The organism is Micromonospora sp. Llam0, from assembly GCF_003751085.1.
GTDB lineage: Bacteria > Actinomycetota > Actinomycetes > Mycobacteriales > Micromonosporaceae > Micromonospora_E.
Window position 1 is genome coordinate 2,346,865 of the sequence record NZ_RJJY01000002.1, and the last position, 16,294, is coordinate 2,363,158.

Annotated in this window: 16 protein-coding genes; 13 read left to right on the top strand and 3 right to left on the bottom strand. The window is 68.0% G+C overall.

Going from position 1 to position 16,294, the window contains the following annotated elements; all coding sequences use genetic code 11:
- Positions 1–65 precede the first annotated feature (65 nt).
- Positions 66–1,115 carry a DUF6545 domain-containing protein gene (locus EDC02_RS37915; protein WP_370461606.1) on the bottom strand — a complete coding sequence of 350 codons (1,050 nt, stop codon included), beginning with the start codon at positions 1,113–1,115 and terminating at the stop codon, positions 66–68.
- A gap of 458 nt (positions 1,116–1,573) precedes the next feature.
- Between EDC02_RS37915 and EDC02_RS37920 the strand changes: the two genes are divergently transcribed.
- On the top strand, positions 1,574–4,054 hold the full coding sequence (locus tag EDC02_RS37920) for a phosphodiesterase (protein ID WP_123606890.1): 2,481 nt from the start codon (positions 1,574–1,576) through the stop codon (positions 4,052–4,054).
- Positions 4,055–4,386: 332 nt separating this feature from the next.
- On the opposite strand, the gene EDC02_RS37925 is transcribed toward EDC02_RS37920, so the two are convergent.
- Complete coding sequence (locus EDC02_RS37925) at positions 4,387–5,211, bottom strand: SAM-dependent methyltransferase (protein ID WP_123606891.1); 825 nt, start codon at positions 5,209–5,211, stop codon at positions 4,387–4,389.
- Between the two features lie 53 nt (positions 5,212–5,264).
- The gene (locus EDC02_RS37930; protein ID WP_199758060.1) at positions 5,265–5,780 is read right to left on the bottom strand and encodes a helix-turn-helix domain-containing protein; all 516 of its coding nucleotides are present in this window, start codon (positions 5,778–5,780) and stop codon (positions 5,265–5,267) included.
- Positions 5,781–6,087: 307 nt separating this feature from the next.
- On the opposite strand from EDC02_RS37930, the gene EDC02_RS37935 reads away from it, so the two are divergent.
- The 12 genes from EDC02_RS37935 to EDC02_RS37990 all read left to right on the top strand — a co-directional run bounded on the left by EDC02_RS37935 (position 6,088) and on the right by EDC02_RS37990 (position 16,288).
- On the top strand, positions 6,088–6,282 hold the full coding sequence (locus EDC02_RS37935) for a hypothetical protein (protein WP_148083807.1): 195 nt from the start codon (positions 6,088–6,090) through the stop codon (positions 6,280–6,282).
- A gap of 141 nt (positions 6,283–6,423) precedes the next feature.
- Complete coding sequence (locus tag EDC02_RS37940; protein WP_148083808.1) at positions 6,424–6,720, top strand: hypothetical protein; 297 nt, start codon at positions 6,424–6,426, stop codon at positions 6,718–6,720.
- Between the two features lie 292 nt (positions 6,721–7,012).
- Positions 7,013–8,206 carry an ISAs1 family transposase gene (locus tag EDC02_RS37945; protein WP_123606894.1) on the top strand — a complete coding sequence of 398 codons (1,194 nt, stop codon included), beginning with the start codon at positions 7,013–7,015 and terminating at the stop codon, positions 8,204–8,206.
- 66 nt (positions 8,207–8,272) lie between these two features.
- Entirely contained in the window at positions 8,273–8,908 is a 636-nt protein-coding gene (locus EDC02_RS37950) for a DUF981 family protein (protein WP_158632458.1), read from the top strand.
- Between the two features lie 514 nt (positions 8,909–9,422).
- Positions 9,423–10,139 carry a hypothetical protein gene (locus tag EDC02_RS42160; RefSeq protein ID WP_233606641.1) on the top strand — a complete coding sequence of 239 codons (717 nt, stop codon included), beginning with the start codon at positions 9,423–9,425 and terminating at the stop codon, positions 10,137–10,139.
- 302 nt (positions 10,140–10,441) lie between these two features.
- A complete protein-coding gene (locus EDC02_RS37960; protein ID WP_233606642.1) occupies positions 10,442–10,966 on the top strand; it encodes a hypothetical protein in 525 nt (174 codons plus the stop codon).
- Positions 10,960–11,826 carry a hypothetical protein gene (locus EDC02_RS37965; protein ID WP_123606896.1) on the top strand — a complete coding sequence of 289 codons (867 nt, stop codon included), beginning with the start codon at positions 10,960–10,962 and terminating at the stop codon, positions 11,824–11,826. Before EDC02_RS37960 ends, EDC02_RS37965 begins: the two co-directional genes overlap by 7 nt.
- On the top strand, positions 11,823–12,503 hold the full coding sequence (locus EDC02_RS37970) for an SAF domain-containing protein (protein WP_123606897.1): 681 nt from the start codon (positions 11,823–11,825) through the stop codon (positions 12,501–12,503). The genes EDC02_RS37965 and EDC02_RS37970 overlap by 4 nt, the downstream gene beginning before the upstream one ends.
- Before the next feature lie 20 nt (positions 12,504–12,523).
- On the top strand, positions 12,524–13,258 hold the full coding sequence (locus EDC02_RS37975; RefSeq protein WP_123607467.1) for a hypothetical protein: 735 nt from the start codon (positions 12,524–12,526) through the stop codon (positions 13,256–13,258).
- Complete coding sequence (locus tag EDC02_RS37980; protein WP_123606898.1) at positions 13,255–14,565, top strand: CpaF family protein; 1,311 nt, start codon at positions 13,255–13,257, stop codon at positions 14,563–14,565. The genes EDC02_RS37975 and EDC02_RS37980 overlap by 4 nt, the downstream gene beginning before the upstream one ends.
- Before the next feature lie 2 nt (positions 14,566–14,567).
- The gene (locus EDC02_RS37985; protein WP_123606899.1) at positions 14,568–15,419 is read left to right on the top strand and encodes a type II secretion system F family protein; all 852 of its coding nucleotides are present in this window, start codon (positions 14,568–14,570) and stop codon (positions 15,417–15,419) included.
- Positions 15,416–16,288 carry a type II secretion system F family protein gene (locus tag EDC02_RS37990; RefSeq protein ID WP_123606900.1) on the top strand — a complete coding sequence of 291 codons (873 nt, stop codon included), beginning with the start codon at positions 15,416–15,418 and terminating at the stop codon, positions 16,286–16,288. Before EDC02_RS37985 ends, EDC02_RS37990 begins: the two co-directional genes overlap by 4 nt.
- Positions 16,289–16,294: the final 6 nt, after the last annotated feature.

The window sequence follows — 16,294 nt, forward strand, 5'->3', positions numbered from 1 at the left end:
AAGAGCGGTCAGCACGCGGCTCGGAGTTTCCGCTCCAGGACCTGACGGACGTCGAGGGTGCTGGGTCACCTGAGTAGGTCGATGCTTTCCTCTGTCTGTGGCCTGGGAGTTGGGTTGATGGTCAACACGTAGGGGGAGCTGGTGAGTGCTTGCGCTGTGCGCGCGAGGTGGGCTGCGATCGTGTCCAGGTCGGTTGTGGTGGCGGGCACGACGGTGCCGGGCGGGGCGTCGCGGGGCGGTGCGCCGATGGCGCAGGAGTCGAGGGCTGCACGTACGGCGGTGGCTGCGGCGATCGCGTCGATTTCGACTTCGGAGAGGCACGCACGTCTCGCGCGGTGTCGAGCCTGACTGAGGATCGCCGGGTCGATGAAGGCGCTCAACCGGCGGAGTCCGTCGAGAATTTCGATGGTTCGTCGGTAGTAGGCATACGGAAGACGCGTCAAGGGGACGGGGTCGTCGAGTGGAAACCCTTCGTGCCACACGACTCCGTTCAACCCCGTCGGCTGCGTTGTGGGTGCGTTGTGGTGGAGTGCGAGCCAGAGTGGACGCATCTGCCAGTGGTACTGGCAGCGGGTCCACCATCGGGCCAGACGGGCACGGAGGCCGCTGCCGAGGTCTCCGGTCGGGTGGGCGGGCGTAGCCGGTCGTCTCCGAAAAGCGGACGGTGTTTCGAAGCGCGATCGTGCCCTGGTGAGACGGGCAGAGAGGATGTCGGCGGCTTGTTCGGCCTCGTGTTCTTCGGTTAGGTCGCCGACGTGGTTGTCAGTGAGCCGTGCCCCTCGGTGGCCGAGGATGATGTGGGCGATCTCGTGGAGGATTGTCTGGTTTCGTGCTAGCGGAGACAACGCTGCATCGACAAAGATGAGGTCGGTGGTTGTCGAGTCCATCCATACGCCTGGTGCTTCGTGTGCGGGGATGGTCAGGGGAACGATGGTGATGGGTCGCGCCCGGGTGGATCCGATGGCGTGGCACCACGCGTCGACGGTGTACGGCGGAGGCGGCGGAGGCAGGTGCAGCCGGCGTAGGCGTCGTTCAAGGCGACGCCGCTGGTGCCAACCGCCGCTCGGAACTGGCTGCGTGTGCACCTGGTCTCCGGATTTCCGAGTTGGTGCCACCTGGATGATGCCGGTGGTGCGTTCAGCCGCTGACCGGCGGGTGCGCCGCAGCTGCTGTTGGCAAGGTCATCCGATCATCATGCCGTTCATCGACGCCGGTCGGCTACTGGTTCCAGGGTTGTTGCCGGAAGAGGCGGCGGGAGGCCATCCTGCCGGCCATGCTTCTCACCTGCTGTCCGGGCTGGTCATCGTGTTGTCCGAACCAGACGTGCGCAGGCCGGTCCAGGTCGAGATGTACCCAGAGCCGAGATTGCCTGATTGCACTAATTGCTAACTATGTCTGATGTGGGGTTGGATCCGACGGCCGTATTGCCTAGCTTCGGGCTGAGAGCGCGTGAGAGGAGGTGAGCATGAACGGTAAGGGCTACGACTGGAACTGACCGCCGCCATTGGCTGTTAACCTGGGCTGCCGGAACCGGGCGGAGCTCCCGACAGGTGCGACGGGATTGGCAGCAGGCATGGGACGACAGGACCGCCGGCTATGGGCACTGACGCTTGCCGTATGCGTACTCGCCGGCTCCTCGGTAGCGCTTGCGGTCACCCGGCTTGCGCTGCCGAACGCTAACCTGTGGATGTACCCCGTCACGGCAGCCACGCTGATCGCGGTCGGTAATGCATGCTCGGTGGAGGTGCCGGTCCGGTCGGGGGTGCGGTTGACCCTCGCTCCGACAGCGATCTTCGTCAGCGCGGTCGTGCTGCCGGCACCGTGGCTCGTCCTGGCCACCGTGGTGGGTGTCAGCATCGCGAAAATAATCACCCGGTATCCGACGAGTGCGGCGGTACACAAGGCTATCCACAACACGGCGAAGGACACGGTCGCGGCTACGGCGGTGGGTGCTGCTGTCGGGGTTGCAGGAGTTCATCCTGATTTGGGAAGCGAGGTTCTGCCTGCGACGGTACCGTCCTACCTGGTGGCCTTGGCGTTGTCCGTTCTGGCGCTGGTGCTGGTGGAAGAGACAGTGACCACAACGACGGTGTCCGTCGCCACCGGCAGAGCGTGGCGTACCGTCGCTAGTACCGCAGTGGACCTGCGGCTCGCGGTCGTGCTGGCCGAGTTTGTGGTAGCGGCGGTCTCGATCGCCTTGGTCAAGGTGGACCTGCGGCTCATGATCGCAATGCCACTGGCAATGCTGCTGGTCTACGCGGTTTACAACCATCGCATGTGGTTGCGAGCGGAGCGGGAGACCTGGCAGCGGCTAGCCGGTGTCACAGATACGCTCAGCACCGCGGATCCGACGGACGTGTTACTCACTGCGGTTCGCGGAGCCGTCGGGTTGTTCGGGGCTCGGCATGCTGAGGTGGAGGTCACCCTGCCAGCCGCAGGCCGGCGTCTCGTCCGAGCGTGTCCGACCTGCGTGTGCTTCGATGGCCCGCCGGACGGTGTGCCTCCGCTGGAACGCGCCGACGTCGTACAGCCCCTGACGACGGGCAACGCAGATTCAGGGGCCGTCCGCATCGTTCTACATGGTCCACGTGACGTGCTATCCGGTCGGGAGAAGGCCGCCTTGCGGGCCTTCGGCGCCGCGTTGTCGACCTCGCTGGACAACGCGGTGGCCCACGCCCGCCTCGCCGCTGACGCCAGGATGTACGCCCACCTCGCTACCCGTGACGGACTGACGGGTCTGGCTGGCCGGCGCGCCTTCACCGCTACCGCTGGCCCGCGCTGCGCCGACCGCTCAGCCGATGTCGGTGTATTGCGTCTACGCCTGGTGGGATTCGCTGGCATCGCCGCCACTCTCGGTCATGCCGCAGGTGATCTTCTGCTGGTCGAGGTGGCGACGAGGCTGAAGCGCGCGGTCGCCGTGGCGGGGTACCTCACATGCCGGCTCGGCGTGGACGAATTCGCGGTCCTGCTGACCGGGAAGACCAGCGTCGCGATGGAAAGTGAATCCTTGCGGATTGCTGAGGCCCTGCGTCGGCCGGCGGACGCAGGCGGAGTCTTGGTCGGTGTGCAGATCGGCATCGGGCTGGCCGTAGGCGCGGGCGTGGGCATCGAGGAGTTACTCGGTCGCGCGGATGCCGCGCTACGGCGGGGCGGAGGGAACGCGTCGGTGAGGCTAGCGGTGTACGACCGGCTGGAGGATCATCAGGATGGGGAACCTCAGCTGGCGGAACTCGTGCACGACCTGCCTGCTGATCTGCGCGCCGGCCGTCTCCATGTCGAGTTCCAGCCGGTCCTCGACCTGACAACGGGCGTCCCTGTCGCCATCGAAGCCGTGGCGTCGTGGCAGCATCCGCGCCACGGGGCTCGTGAAGCACAGTGTTGGTGCGGGATCGCCGAGTCCGTGGTGCCGCCGGTATCGATCACCCAGGTTGTGCTGGACGAGGCACTGGCTGGAGTCACAGCGTGGCGCGATGCCGGCTTCGACTTGCCCGTGGTGGTGACTGTGTCCGCGCCCTGCCTGCTCGATGCGCGATTCACTGGCTTGCTCTTCGGCAGCCTTCTGCGCCACGACGTGGCACCGGATCGCCTGATCCTCCAGATACCTGAAACGGACCTGCTTGGCCCGGGCGCCCTCGTCGAGACGCTGACCGAGGTAGACAAGGCCGGTGTCCTGCTGGCGTTGGAGCGCTTCGGAGCGGGTCCCGCATCGCTGGCGACCCTGGCCACGCTGCCGATCCGCGGCCTCAAGGTCGATGAGACGTTCATCGACAGCATGGCGAGCCGTCACTCGGCGGTCGTGATCCGGGCTGCCGTGACCCTCGGAGGTGATCTAGGAATTCCGGTCTGCGCGCCCGGGGTGCGCAGCCACGAGCAGCGGCAGGCTCTGCGTGATCTGGGCTGCCGAGTTGGCGAGGGCGATCTACTCGGTCCGGCGATGGAGCTTGACCAACTACTCATTGCGTTGGGACGTGGCGTCAACGGCGTGCCTGGGCAGCTGGCCGCCGCGTTGGAGGAGGTACGCGTGTTGCCGCTGCGATCCCGGCCTGCCAGCTGAGCGCTGCTGCCGTGACCCGGAGACGGCGGCGCGGTGTCGGCGTACATGATCGAGCACAGAGAGAAGGTAGCTGCAAATGTACCGCTCTCAGCTCAGCGCCTTGCCGCCGACGGCTTCGACTTCCGCGACGCACTCGACAGCGATATCCCGCTTGGGCCGTCGCTGCACAACGTTTTTCGTTGGACGAATCGCCGACAAGTCCACCCTGAGCGGCGCCCCTGGGGTCGGAGGCCGATCGGCTCGTCCCGGCCTGCTTGCGCTCCGGCTGCGCAGCGTCATATGGGCTGTCCAGCCGAGATACGTCCTTCCCTGACGGGCCGCGCCCCTGTCTGTCAATCTGGTCTGCGGCCAAGACCCGCATGTGCTCCCGAACCGACCGGGTCGTCGGCGAAATCCTCCGCTGGTCCGGGTCTCCATTCAGGCAGCCAGACGATCCCGGGCTCTTGGACCTCGAAGTTGGCGAAGAACTGCGCTACCTGTTGGCGTGATCGTGGAGTAGGTAGTGGTGCCGATCGGGCGCCGTAGGCAGCAGCGACGCGTTGTGCTTCCTGCTGGGTGTACGACTCTGAAGCGCCGTGGCTGATGGCCAGGTAGCTGCCGGGAGCAAGCTGGTCGCGTAGATGTCCGACAGCCTGGTACGGGTCAGCGTCGTCAGGGATGAAGTGCAGCACCGCGACGAGGAGCAGTGCGGTGGGTTGCGCAAGGTCGATGACTGTCTGCACGTCGGGCCGGTTGATCTGGCCGAGCAGCTGCTCAGGCCGGCGAAGGTCTGCCTCGATCGCGGTGGCATGGGGGTTCTCGGCCAGTATCTGGTTGGCTGTCATCACGGCTACTGGGTCGATATCGACGTAGAGGACGCGTGCGTCGGGTGCGGCATCCTGGGCGATGTCGTGGACGTTGCCGGATGCTGGGATACCCGATCCTATGTCGAGGAACTGTCGGATACCCAGGTGCACAAGGTACTTGACCATTCGTTGAAGGAAGGCTCGGTTGGCGCGGGCCTGGCGCGGCACGTTCGGTGTGATGCTGACGACGGCTTCGGCTGCCTGGCGATCGGGCGGTAGGTGGTACCTACCCCCGAGGAAGTAGTCGTAGACCCGGGCCGCGCTGGCCCGTCCTGGGTCCACGCCGACAGTCCACGCCTCGTCCGCGTCCACGTCCTCGCCTCCATCGTTGGTTGCCTCGTACGTACGGGGATCTGTTGTCTGGCTCAGGACGGCTCGGGTGTCTCTTCAGCGGGTTCATCACCGTTATGAGCTGCCTTGCCTTCGATCTTGCGGGCGAGGTCGGCCATGGTGGCAAGCGTCTCCAACGACGGTGTCGACAGTCCTGCCGCTCTGAAGGCCAGCCGTGCGACGCCAGCGTCGTGTAGCAGCGCGACCCGGTCCATGACTTCGTCGACGTCGTCGGCTGTCTGCGGATCGAGGAAGTAGGTGACCGGGACAGCGAAGAAGGTAGCGAGCGCGATCAGGACCTTGATGGTGGGGTTGTCGCTCTTGCCCTTGTGGAGCCGCCAGATGTAGGTGTGGGTCACCCCTACACCTTGCTGTGAGCGGATCGCCTCGGCGACCTGCTCGTAGCTGTAGGGCTTGCCGTCAGGACGGCGGATCTTGTCGAAGAGGTGATCGAGGCGGCTGGCTAGTGATCCGTCGACGCCGGCCATGCCACGTCCCTCCATGCCTCGATCGGCTGTCACCGCAGCGGCGCCGATCACCGACGTCGCCACGTGCCAGATGAGTTTATGCTTCTGGTTGGTAGTTATCAACCACGGGTGACAACGGGCTGGTCCGGGCCTGAGCCACATGGGTTCAGCACGGACGTCAGCTACTGCTTGCAGTCGCTGCTCACGTCGGGTGGCGCACATGCTGACCACACAAGTGTGCCCAGCGTCAGGCTGGGTGCCACGGGGAGATTCGGTGGGAGGAACCGTGCTGAGCAGTTCGAATCAGCCATCGCGCAGCGATCGGACACGCAGCCCTGGTCGGCTGATCCGGCGAGCCCGGATGCAACGTGGATGGACGCAGGTTCGCCTGGTGAAGGCCATGCAAGACGAGGCTGCGCGTCGGGGCATGGCGCTGGCCAAGAGCGAGTCTCTCCAGGCCAACCTGTCGCGCTGGGAGCGGGACAGGCAGGTACCTGATCAGCTGCACAGACGGGTGCTCGGTGCCGCGCTCGACGTCCGTGTCGAGCACCTGGGGCTAGACGTCGACCCCGACTTCCCCTGGTAGCAGGGCACGGTCCGCAGACCTGATCACCCCATCAACCATCGTCGGGTGGCATCCGGTCACGTCCAGTCGCGTCGTCTTTCGGGATGTGGCCGCCATCCGGCAGGGTCTATTCGTCAGATCCCGTGCCGAGTGGGGTGGAAAGTGAACATCGACGAGCGAGCCAATGCGGTGGTACAGCCCCAGGGCCTCGATAGGCAGCCGCAGCCTTATGCGGAAACGCTGCAGATTGTCGCCCGACGACTCCGCCAGTTGCGGCGCCTACTGCAGGTCGCCCGTACCGTACAACCGACGGAGCATGACCGGGCGCTCCGAGAGCTGTATGGGACCACGCGGGCGATATCCATGTCTCTCAACCGCGCGCTCGACGACGGTCGAAGCGCTGATTCCGACGACAGTCCCGAGGTCGCCGTCCAGCCGGAGCTCACTACGACCGATTGACATGCCGCGCGGTACCGGAGCTCCCTCCTAGACGGCAAGAACGACCAACGTCTCCGGCGAGCAAATCCGGGGCCGACTCGTGTGATTAAGGCACAAATAGGTAGGCACAAGGATCAGTGGAGTGATCAACATATGCCGATAATTATGTTCAACAACCTGATGGGCGTCTGTCACGGCCGTTTCAAGATCATTATGACGGTGGGTGACAGTTGCTGTGGTGACGTGTCGAGTAGGGACGAAGCTCCGTTAGGACGAGGTCTTCTCAAGGATCTTGTCCACCCGGAGCTTCGTCATGTCGCATTCTGTCACCCCCGCTGTCGATCCGGTGTCGACGCCGGTCGTCGGGGACGTCGCGTCGTCGTGTCACGACCTGCTGGAGCTGTTGTTGGCGGTGTCCGACGGCCGGTCGGCACAGGGCCGTGACCATCCGGTCGCGGTCGTCCTGACGCTGGTGGCGGCCGCGACCGTGGCCGGGGCGACCGGCTACACCGCGATCGCGGGCTGGGTCGCCGACGTACCGGCCGAGGTCATGGACAGCCTCTACGAACGGGTCGGGGCCAGACCGGCGGGACCGCCGTCCCGGTCGACGATCTGGCGGGTCTGCACCGACACCGACACCGACGTGCTCGACGCCGTCATCGCCGAATGGACAACGACGCGACACGCCCACGTCAGAGCCGGCGCGCCGACCCAGCTACGCCTGGACGGCAAGACCGTGGGCGGCGCCGTCGGCGACGACGGGAACCAACTGCACCTGCTGTCCGCTCTCGCCGGGGACCCGCGACCGGGCGCGGTCGGCGTCGTGCTCGCCCAGGCACCGACCGACGGCGCGAAGACCACGGAGCCGGCCACCGCCCGCGCCCTGCTGCAGACCCTCGACCTGCCAGGCATGACCGTCACCGCGGACGCGTTGCACACCGTCAGGGCGACCGCCGAACTCATCCACCACCACGGCGGCCAGTTCATGTTCCCGGTCAAGGAGAACCGGCGGACCCTGTTCGACGCACTCAACGCGCTGCCCTGGGCCGACACACCGCCTGACCTGGAAAGCGTCGACATGGGACATGGCCGCCGGACCCGCCGCACCATCCGTGTCCTGCCCGCCCCGCCCGATCTGCCGTTCCCGCACGTCAACCAGGTCTGGCTGATCGAACGCTACGTCACGCACACCGCCACCGGGAAACAGTCCGCCGCCGCGCAGCTCGGCGTCGCCAGCCACACTCCCGACCAGGCCGGCCCCGCCGAACTGGCCGCCTACAACCGGAGCCACTGGGCCATCGAGTCGTTGCACTGGATCAGGGACACCTGCTACCGGGAAGACCGGTCGACCACGCGTACCCGGTCCGGGCCCCGCGTCCTGGCCTCGCTACGCAACCTAGCGATCAACGCCCTACGCCTGGCCGGCCGAACCGACATCACGGAAGCCACCAGATGGGCCGCCCGCGACATGACCAGGCCATTCGCCATCCTCAACCTCACCAGATGATCTTGAAACGGCCGTGTGGGCGTCTGTGCTGGGCTGTCGTTGCTGCTCGTTCCGAGATTGTGGGCAGTGATCACCAATGATCGACCCCCACTGCTGCTGTTTACTCCGACGGGTTTCAGCAGGTCCGGGTGGAGTGCGACCTTCGGAATTCTCGGCACCATCCTGACTCTCCTTGGCTTCATCATGACGATCGCACATCCGTTGTCGAGAGCAAAGCCATACATTGATTCGGTTTTCGGAGAACCTTGCCTCCTCCTAGGTATTGTGCTGCTCGCTGCCGCCGTATGGCTCGCATGCACTCCCCAGTCGCAGGCGTTTGACGAGCAATACGTGCGAGCTTCCCTGGCCCCGATGGGTTGGATCATTTTCGCTACCGGAATCGTTCTTCTCTGGTGTACTTTGGCGATCGTCCGGTTCGACCTGATCGGCTCCGCGCCGCAGCACGAACCGATTACCGGACTCCTTCACGGTTATCCCGTGGAGAACGTCTTCTTCGCCGTCGTCCTGTACGGTCCATCGGCGGTGGGTTGCCTGCTCTTTCCTGCCGTCGTCCGGGGTGGAGGCCGGGCTTCATGGCTTGTCCTCTACTGGTGCTGGACGGTCGCGGGAGCTGCCTTTCTGCTCTTCAGTGCGATGAACTACTACACCCATGCCGGGATGCTCGTCAACGAGGTGTCCGACGGGACCGTCCTCCGCTGGTGAGTCACCGGCTGACGCGTTATTGGAAGTCGCCGAGACCAACTCCGTCCCCAGAAGAATTGTAAACCACCTTGATCGCCACCAAGATGACTCTGCCCATGGTGTCGACAGACCTGATCAGCTCACTAGCGAGTTGTGCGCATGTCAGTTGGAACCACACCTTCGGCAGTGGCTAGTTCGGCACCCTCCGAGAATTCTATGCGCAGCGCTTGCGTCTGACGGTGAGGCCACGACTGCCAGTGTCTGCTGCCGCCCACATAGGCATGAATGAATTAGGTGATGATCGGACGGCTCCGCCGTGTTTAGGGGGTCGGGTTACCGGGCGTTGTGCATTCATCTTCGCCAACGAGAATGGAGAGATCTTATGATTCGCAGGCGTGAAGAATTCCCTGCTGGCCGGAGTGGCCGGCTTGACCCTGAAGTAGAGCTGGCTCCCGGATCAAGTCTTGGGAAGACTGGTCTGGGAAAAAGCCGCAGGGTCAACCGACAAGGGTGGAGTCGTGGGTTCAGGATCACCATGGCGATACTTGGCGCGGTCTCCCTTGCCGGCCCTGTCCCGGAAATGGGTGGGAACGGCAATGGGAACGTCGACTGCAGCACCGATCCGAGCGCGCCTGGGTGCGAAGCCATTATCGGTGCGCCCGATGACGATGACGATGGCAGGGGCGGTGACGGGTTGAGCTCTGTGGTGAACCGTCGGCTTATGGCCTGTCTGGTTGGGGCATTGGCGCTGTTTGCTACGGCGTGTGGCGCCGACGAGACCTACGAAACACCGTCTACGTCGTCGCCTGCGACGGCATCGGGCACGCCGAGCCTGGACTCAGCCGACGAGGCAGAGCGAGACGTCCTGAGGGCGTACCGGGGCATGTGGGATGCATTGGTGGAGGCGGGCAAGGTGTCGGATCCCGACGCCCCCGACCTGCGTAGGCACGCCTCCGATCAGGCGCTGAGGTTGATCGTCAAGGCACTCTACATCAATCGCGAGCAGGGTGAGGTTGTCCTCGGCGAGCTGGTACTTGACCCGGAGATCACGGCTCTCGTGCCTGCCACAGATCCCACCACGGCCACGGTCCTGGATTGCGTGAACGACGAGAACTGGTTGCAGTACAACGTATCCGGCGGTCCGGTCAACGACGAGCCCGGAGGCAGACACCGCATGACCGCCACCGTCAATCGGACCGCCGAGGGCTGGCGGGTGAGCTCATTCCTCCTGGAGGAGACCGGGACATGCTGACCCGCGGACGACGACTCGCGACTCTCGCCATCGTCGTGGCGGCAGCCCCACGTGGTTATCGCGAGCAGCCGCAGACGCGGCGGCGGTACCGGCGGTGTGCACTGCAGCGGGAACGACACTCGCCCGGACTGTTAGGAGGTCGATCCAGGCATTCGTTCGTGAATCTTCCACGAAAAGCGGCCGCGAGTCAGCGCCGCTGCCGCCACGAACCGTAAGGAGGCAGGACAGATATGACGATCCGTAGCAGACGGCAGACGTCCACCGCCCAGCCGCGAGGCCGCCGGCTCCGTGTAGCGGGCTCGATGATCGGCCTGTGCCTGGCGGTCGGCGCAGGAGCATGCGACGCCGGGGACACCGGGCAGAAGCCTTCCTCCACCGTCTCCATCGCTGTGTCGGCGCCCAGCCAGGATCCGCGCGGTGCCGCCGAGAATGCCGCGCTGGACGCTTACCGAGGCATGTGGGCCGCTTATGCGAAGGCAGGGCTCACTGCCAACCCCGACGAGCCGGATCTGAGCCGATTCGCCAGTGACGGTGCGCTGGAGACGCTGAGACGCGGTCTGGCCACCTACCGGGGCAAGAAGCAGGTACTCAAGGGCGAGTACGTCCTGAATCCACAGGTGGCCGAGGTGGCGCTGACCTCGTCACCCGCGACGGTGACGGTCACCGACTGCATCGACGACAGCAGCTTCCTGGTCTACACGCAGTCGGGTGAGCCCATCAACGACGTGCGCGGGGGGCGGCAGGCCGCGCGCGCCACGGTCACGAACCTCGACGTCGGTGGCTGGAAGGTCACCAGCTTCGGCGTCCAGGACGTGGGATCATGCTGACGCGCCGTACCGTTCGATACCTGATCGCCGCCAGTGTGGCCCCGATCGTGCTGACGCACGCGGGTCCGGCAGGTGCCGACGGCGGCATCGGCGGGGTCAACTGTAGACAGAATCCGTCGGCTCCTGAGTGTGAGGTCAGCGCTGGCACCCCCGGCGGGCAGGGCGACGCCGCTGGTGGCGGCCAGGGCCGTGGTGGTTCCGGTGACGGTTCGGGTGGCGGCGGTGACGGCGGCTGCTACTGGGCGTCGGTCGACGGGGACCTTTCTCCTCCGCCAGGAAAAGGGCCGCATGGCGGCTGGTATGCGTGGACCTGCGTGGCCGACGGGCTCGGGTCGCAGGACGCGCCGGTGTGGCTGGACCAGGCGCCGACGGTGGACCTGGCGGCGTTGGCGCAGACGGCGCGGTCGCGGCTGCGTCTGCCCTCGCCGCAGATCCGCACGAATCCGGCCGCAGCGCCGTTCGTGCTGGTGCGGGTGCCGGTGTGGCTGTGGGTGGATCCAGCGACGTGGGGCGCGCGGTCGGCCACGGCGTCGGTGCCAGGAGTGTCGGTCACCGCGACGGCGACGCCGACGCGGGTGGTGTGGTCATTCGGCGACGGCAGCGATGATCTGGCCTGCTCCGGGCCGGGCGAGCCGTGGAAGCGGGGCACGGACCCGCTGGCGTCCTCGCCGTGCGGGCATACCTACACCTCATCATCTGCTGTCGCGGCGGGGTCGGCGTTCCCGCTGCAGGCGACGGTGACGTGGTCGGTCACCTGGTCCGGTGCCGGCGACGGAGGCACTCTCGCCCCGCTGACGACGACCTCGACCGTGTCCGTGCGGGTGGCGCAGTCCCAGGCAATCGTCGGAGGTAGCCAGTGAGCGTCACGACGGACCGCCCCCGCGCGGCGAACACCTCCGCCGCGGATCTGCCGCCGTCACCCACCGGTACGCGGCGGCCGGGGCGGCGCAGTGGCCGGCGCGTCGTGGCCGGGGTGCTGCTGGTCCTGGCGACGGTGGTGACGTTCTGGCAGGTGGACCTGCGCCGGCACATCGACGAGCAGTTCCTCGCCGTCGCGCGGGATGTGCCCGCCGGGCAGGTCATCACCGACGCGGACCTGCGGGTGGCGTGGGTAGCGAACCCGTCCGGTTTGGCACTCGTCCCCGCTCAGGAGAGCGGCGGGATTGTCGGGCGCACCGCGACGGTGCCGTTGGTGGCGGGGAGCCTGCTGGTGTCGGCGCAGGTCGGCCCGGTGGCGTGGCCCGCGGAGGGGGAGGCGGTGATCGCGGTACCGGTCGCGCCGGGCCGGGCCCCGACGAGCCTGACCGCCGGATCGCGGGTGGTGGTGCTGGTCGCCCCAGCAGGCGGCGGCGGGCAGCTAGCGCCGCAGCAGGACGACGGCGTGCGCCGGGCGGTGGCCACGGTGGTGTCGGTGACGGCGGGCGCCGACCAGGTGGGCACGCAGCTGGTGACGGTGCTGCTCGCCGCGGACGCGGCGGAAGCGGTCGCGTCCGCGGCGGGCGACGTGTCGCTGGTGCAGCTCGGCCCGTCCCAGTGAGATACGAGGAGGCGTGGGAGATGTTGGTGGTGGTGGCGTCGGTGTCCGGCGCGCCGGGCGCGTCGACGGCGGCGTTGGGGCTGGCGGCGTTGTGGCCGGGCAGGCCAGGGCTGCTGGTGGAGGCCGACCCGACGGGTGGGGTGGTCGCGGCGCGGTTCGGGCTGGCGCAGGAACCCGGGCTGGCGTCCCTGGCGGCGGCGGCCCGCCACGGCGGGCACGCTGGCGGGGCGGCGCCGTACGTGCAGCAGATTCCCTTGGGCTTGCACGTCCTCGTCGGGCCGGGTGCGGCCGAGACCGCCGCAGGTGCGGTGTCGGTCCTGTCCGGCCAGCCCGACGTGGTCGCGCGGTTGGCACCGGTGGTGGTCGCCGACGCGGGCCGCCTCTACGCCGCCAGCCCCGCGTCGGGCCTGCTGCGCTGCGCCGACGCGGTCGTGCTGGTCGCCTCGGGGTCGACGGAGTACCTGGATCATCTGGACACCCGCCTGCCGGCGCTACGCGCCACGGCACGACCGGATCGCGTCGGCCTGGCGATCTCCGGCAGGTCCGCCTACACCCCGCAGGAGATCAGCGGACGTCTCGGCGTCCCGGTGTGGGCGCAGCTGCCCACCGACCGGTGGGGAGCTGGCGTCCTCGCGGGGCGGATGACGGGACAGGCGTGGACACGGACCCGCCTCGCCCAAGCCTTGCGTGCCCTCGCCGCGTCCCTCGCCGCGGGCGGGCAGCCGGCTCATGCGGCGCTGGAGGTCGCGCGGTGACCGCCCCGGCCCTCAACGGCGGCACAGCCACGGCCGCGCCGGACGTGGTGGCGCGGCTGCGGGCCCGGGTCAGCGACCGCCTCGCCGGCCACGGCGCGCAGCTTCCCGACAGCGAACGTCACACGGTGATCGCCGGCTACATCGCCGAGGAACTCCTCGCCCACGCCCGCGAGGACATCGCGGCCGGCCGTGTGCCGCTCACTCCGCAGGCCGAGGCGGCCCTGGCGCGGGCGCTGCGTGACAGCTTCACCGGTCTGGGCGGCCTGCAACGGCTGATCGACGACCCGCGGGTGGAGGACATCTTCGCCAACGGCTGCGACAACGTGTGGATCCGCACCACCGACGGGCAGATGCATCGGGTGCCGCCGGTCGCCGCCTCCGACGACGACCTGGTCGCCCTCGTACGGACAGCGGCGGCGCGCAGCGGGCAGGAGGAGCGCCGTTTCGACCGCGGCTCTCCTGGCCTGTCCCTGCGGCTGCCCGGCGGGCAGCGCCTGTTCGCCGTGATGGCGGTGGCGAAGCGGCCCAGCCTGTCGATCCGCCGCAACACGCTGCACCGGGTGACCCTGGAGGACCTCCGGGCGCGGGGTGAGATCACCGTCGGGCTGCGGGAACTCATCGCGGCGCTGGTGCGGGCCCGCAAGAACATCGTGATCTGCGGGGGCGTCGGCGTCGGCAAGACCACCATGCTGCGCGCCGCCGCCGGGGCGATCAGCCCGCTCGAGCGGATCGTGACCGTCGAGGACGCCTACGAACTCGGCCTCGACGAAGACATCGACGCCCATCCGAACACCACCGCGCTTCAGCAGCGCGAGCCGAACCTCGAAGGCGTCGGCGGCATCGACATGTCGACGATGGTGCGCTGGGGTCTGCGGATGCGCCCGGACCGGGTCATCGTCGGTGAGACCCGCGGTGCAGAGGCGGTGCCGATGCTGCTGGCCATGTCGCAGGGCAACGACGGGTCGATGTGCACCCTGCACGCCTCCTCGTCGAAGCAGGCGTTGACGCGGTTGGCCATGTACGTCATGCAGGCACCGGAGACGCTGACCTTCGACGCGGCGAACGTGCTCATCGGCCAGGCCGTCGACTTCATCATCCATCTGGACGTCGCCACCGACGGGACCCGCGTCGTGTCCTCCGTCCGCCAGGTCCTGGAGACCGACGGCACGCAGGTCCCCTCCAACGAGATCTACCGACCCGGCCCCGACCGCCGCGCGATCCCCGGCGCGCCGATCCGCGCCGACACCCTTGACGAGCTCACCGCCGCCGGCCTGAACCCCGACCTCCTGCACAGGGACCGGTGGTGAGCATGAACCTGCTGCCGATCCTGCTCGGTCTGGGCTGCGCCGCCGGCCTCGTCCTCATCACCGACGGGCTACGCCGCCGCCCACCCGGCACCCCCACCACCCGCGCGCGCAGGCCGTTGACATCGCCCGACCGTACCCGCCTCATCGCGGCCGTCACCGCCGGATTCGTCGCCGCGGTGGTGACCCGCTGGCCGGTCGCGGCGCTGCTGACCGCCGCCGGAGTATGGGCGTTACCCCGCGTCCTCGGCCCTGACCGGGAACACACCCGTGCGATCGCCCGGATCGAGGCCATCGCCACCTGGACCGAGCTGCTGCGCGACACCCTGTCATCGGCCGCCGGTCTGGAGCAGGCCATCACCGCCACCGCCCCGGTCACACCCCAGCCCATCCGCCCCCAGGTGCTGGCACTCGCAGGGGCGGTACGCGGCGGGGTGCGACTACCCGACGCGCTGCGCGCGTTCGCCGCCGACCTCGCAGACCCCACCGCCGACCTCGTCGTACGCGCCCTGACACAGGCCGCCGGCCACCACGGCGGCCAGCTCACCGAGAGCCTGACCAGCCTGGCCGCCACCGCCCGCGAGCAGGCGCAAATCCGGATGCGGATCGCCACCACGAGGGCCACCACCCGGACCGCGGCGCGGGTCATCACCGGCACCTGCGTGGTCATGGTCGCCGGCCTCATCGTGCTCAACCGCGGCTTCCTCACCCCGTACAGCACCCTCACCGGGCAGATGGTCCTCCTCACCGTCGGCAGCATCTACGCCGCCGGATTCTGGTGGCTGGCCCACGCCTCCCGCATTCCCCAGCCGCCCCGCATCCTCGACGGCTCCAACCCGGGGCCGGCGTCGACATGAACGGCAACGTCCTCATCGCGGGCGTAGCAGCTGGGCTCGGGTTGCTGCTGATCGCCACCGGCCTGTGGCCCGCCCGACCGTCCCTCGCCCACGCCCTCGACGCCCTGCGTCGCCCGCCCACCCCCGCCGGCGAGCCGCTGTCGTGGCGCACCCGGATCCTGTCCGGGCCATGGACGGCACTCGGGCTCCCGACCGTCCGCACCCGCGCCGACCTGGAAGTCCTCGAGCGGCCCACCGCCACGCACCTGGCCGACCAGACCCTCGCCGTCCTGGCCGGTCTGCTGCTCCCACCCGTCGTGATCGCGCTTCTCGCCGCCACCGGCACCACCATCAGCGCGCAGATACCACTGTGGGCATCCCTCGCTGGTGGTGCCGGCGGATGGTGGCTGGCCGAAACCACCGTCCACGCCGAAGCGCAACGACGCCGCGACGAACTCCGCTACGCCCTGTCCGCGGTACTCGACTTGGTCGTCATCTCCCTGGCCGGCGGCGCTGGCCTCGAACAGGCCCTCGACGACGCCTGCGCCGACACCAACGGCTGGGCCGCCAACCGCCTCAACCGGACGGTCGCCACCGCCCGGCTGCTGCGGATCCCACCCTGGCAGTCCCTCGGCCAACTCGGTGAGGAAACCGGCGTCATCGAGCTGCAGGAACTCGCCGCGACCATGGGGCTCGCCGGCGCCGAAGGCGCCCGCATCCGCACCTCACTCGGCATCCGCGCCGCCACCATGCGCGCCCACCAGGCAACCGCCCTCGAAGCCAAAGCCAACTCCGCCACCGAACGCATGAGCATGCCCGTGATGCTCCTCGCGATCGGCTACATGATCTTCCTGCTCTACCCGGCCGTCGCCGCCATCGACACGTTCTAACCGGAA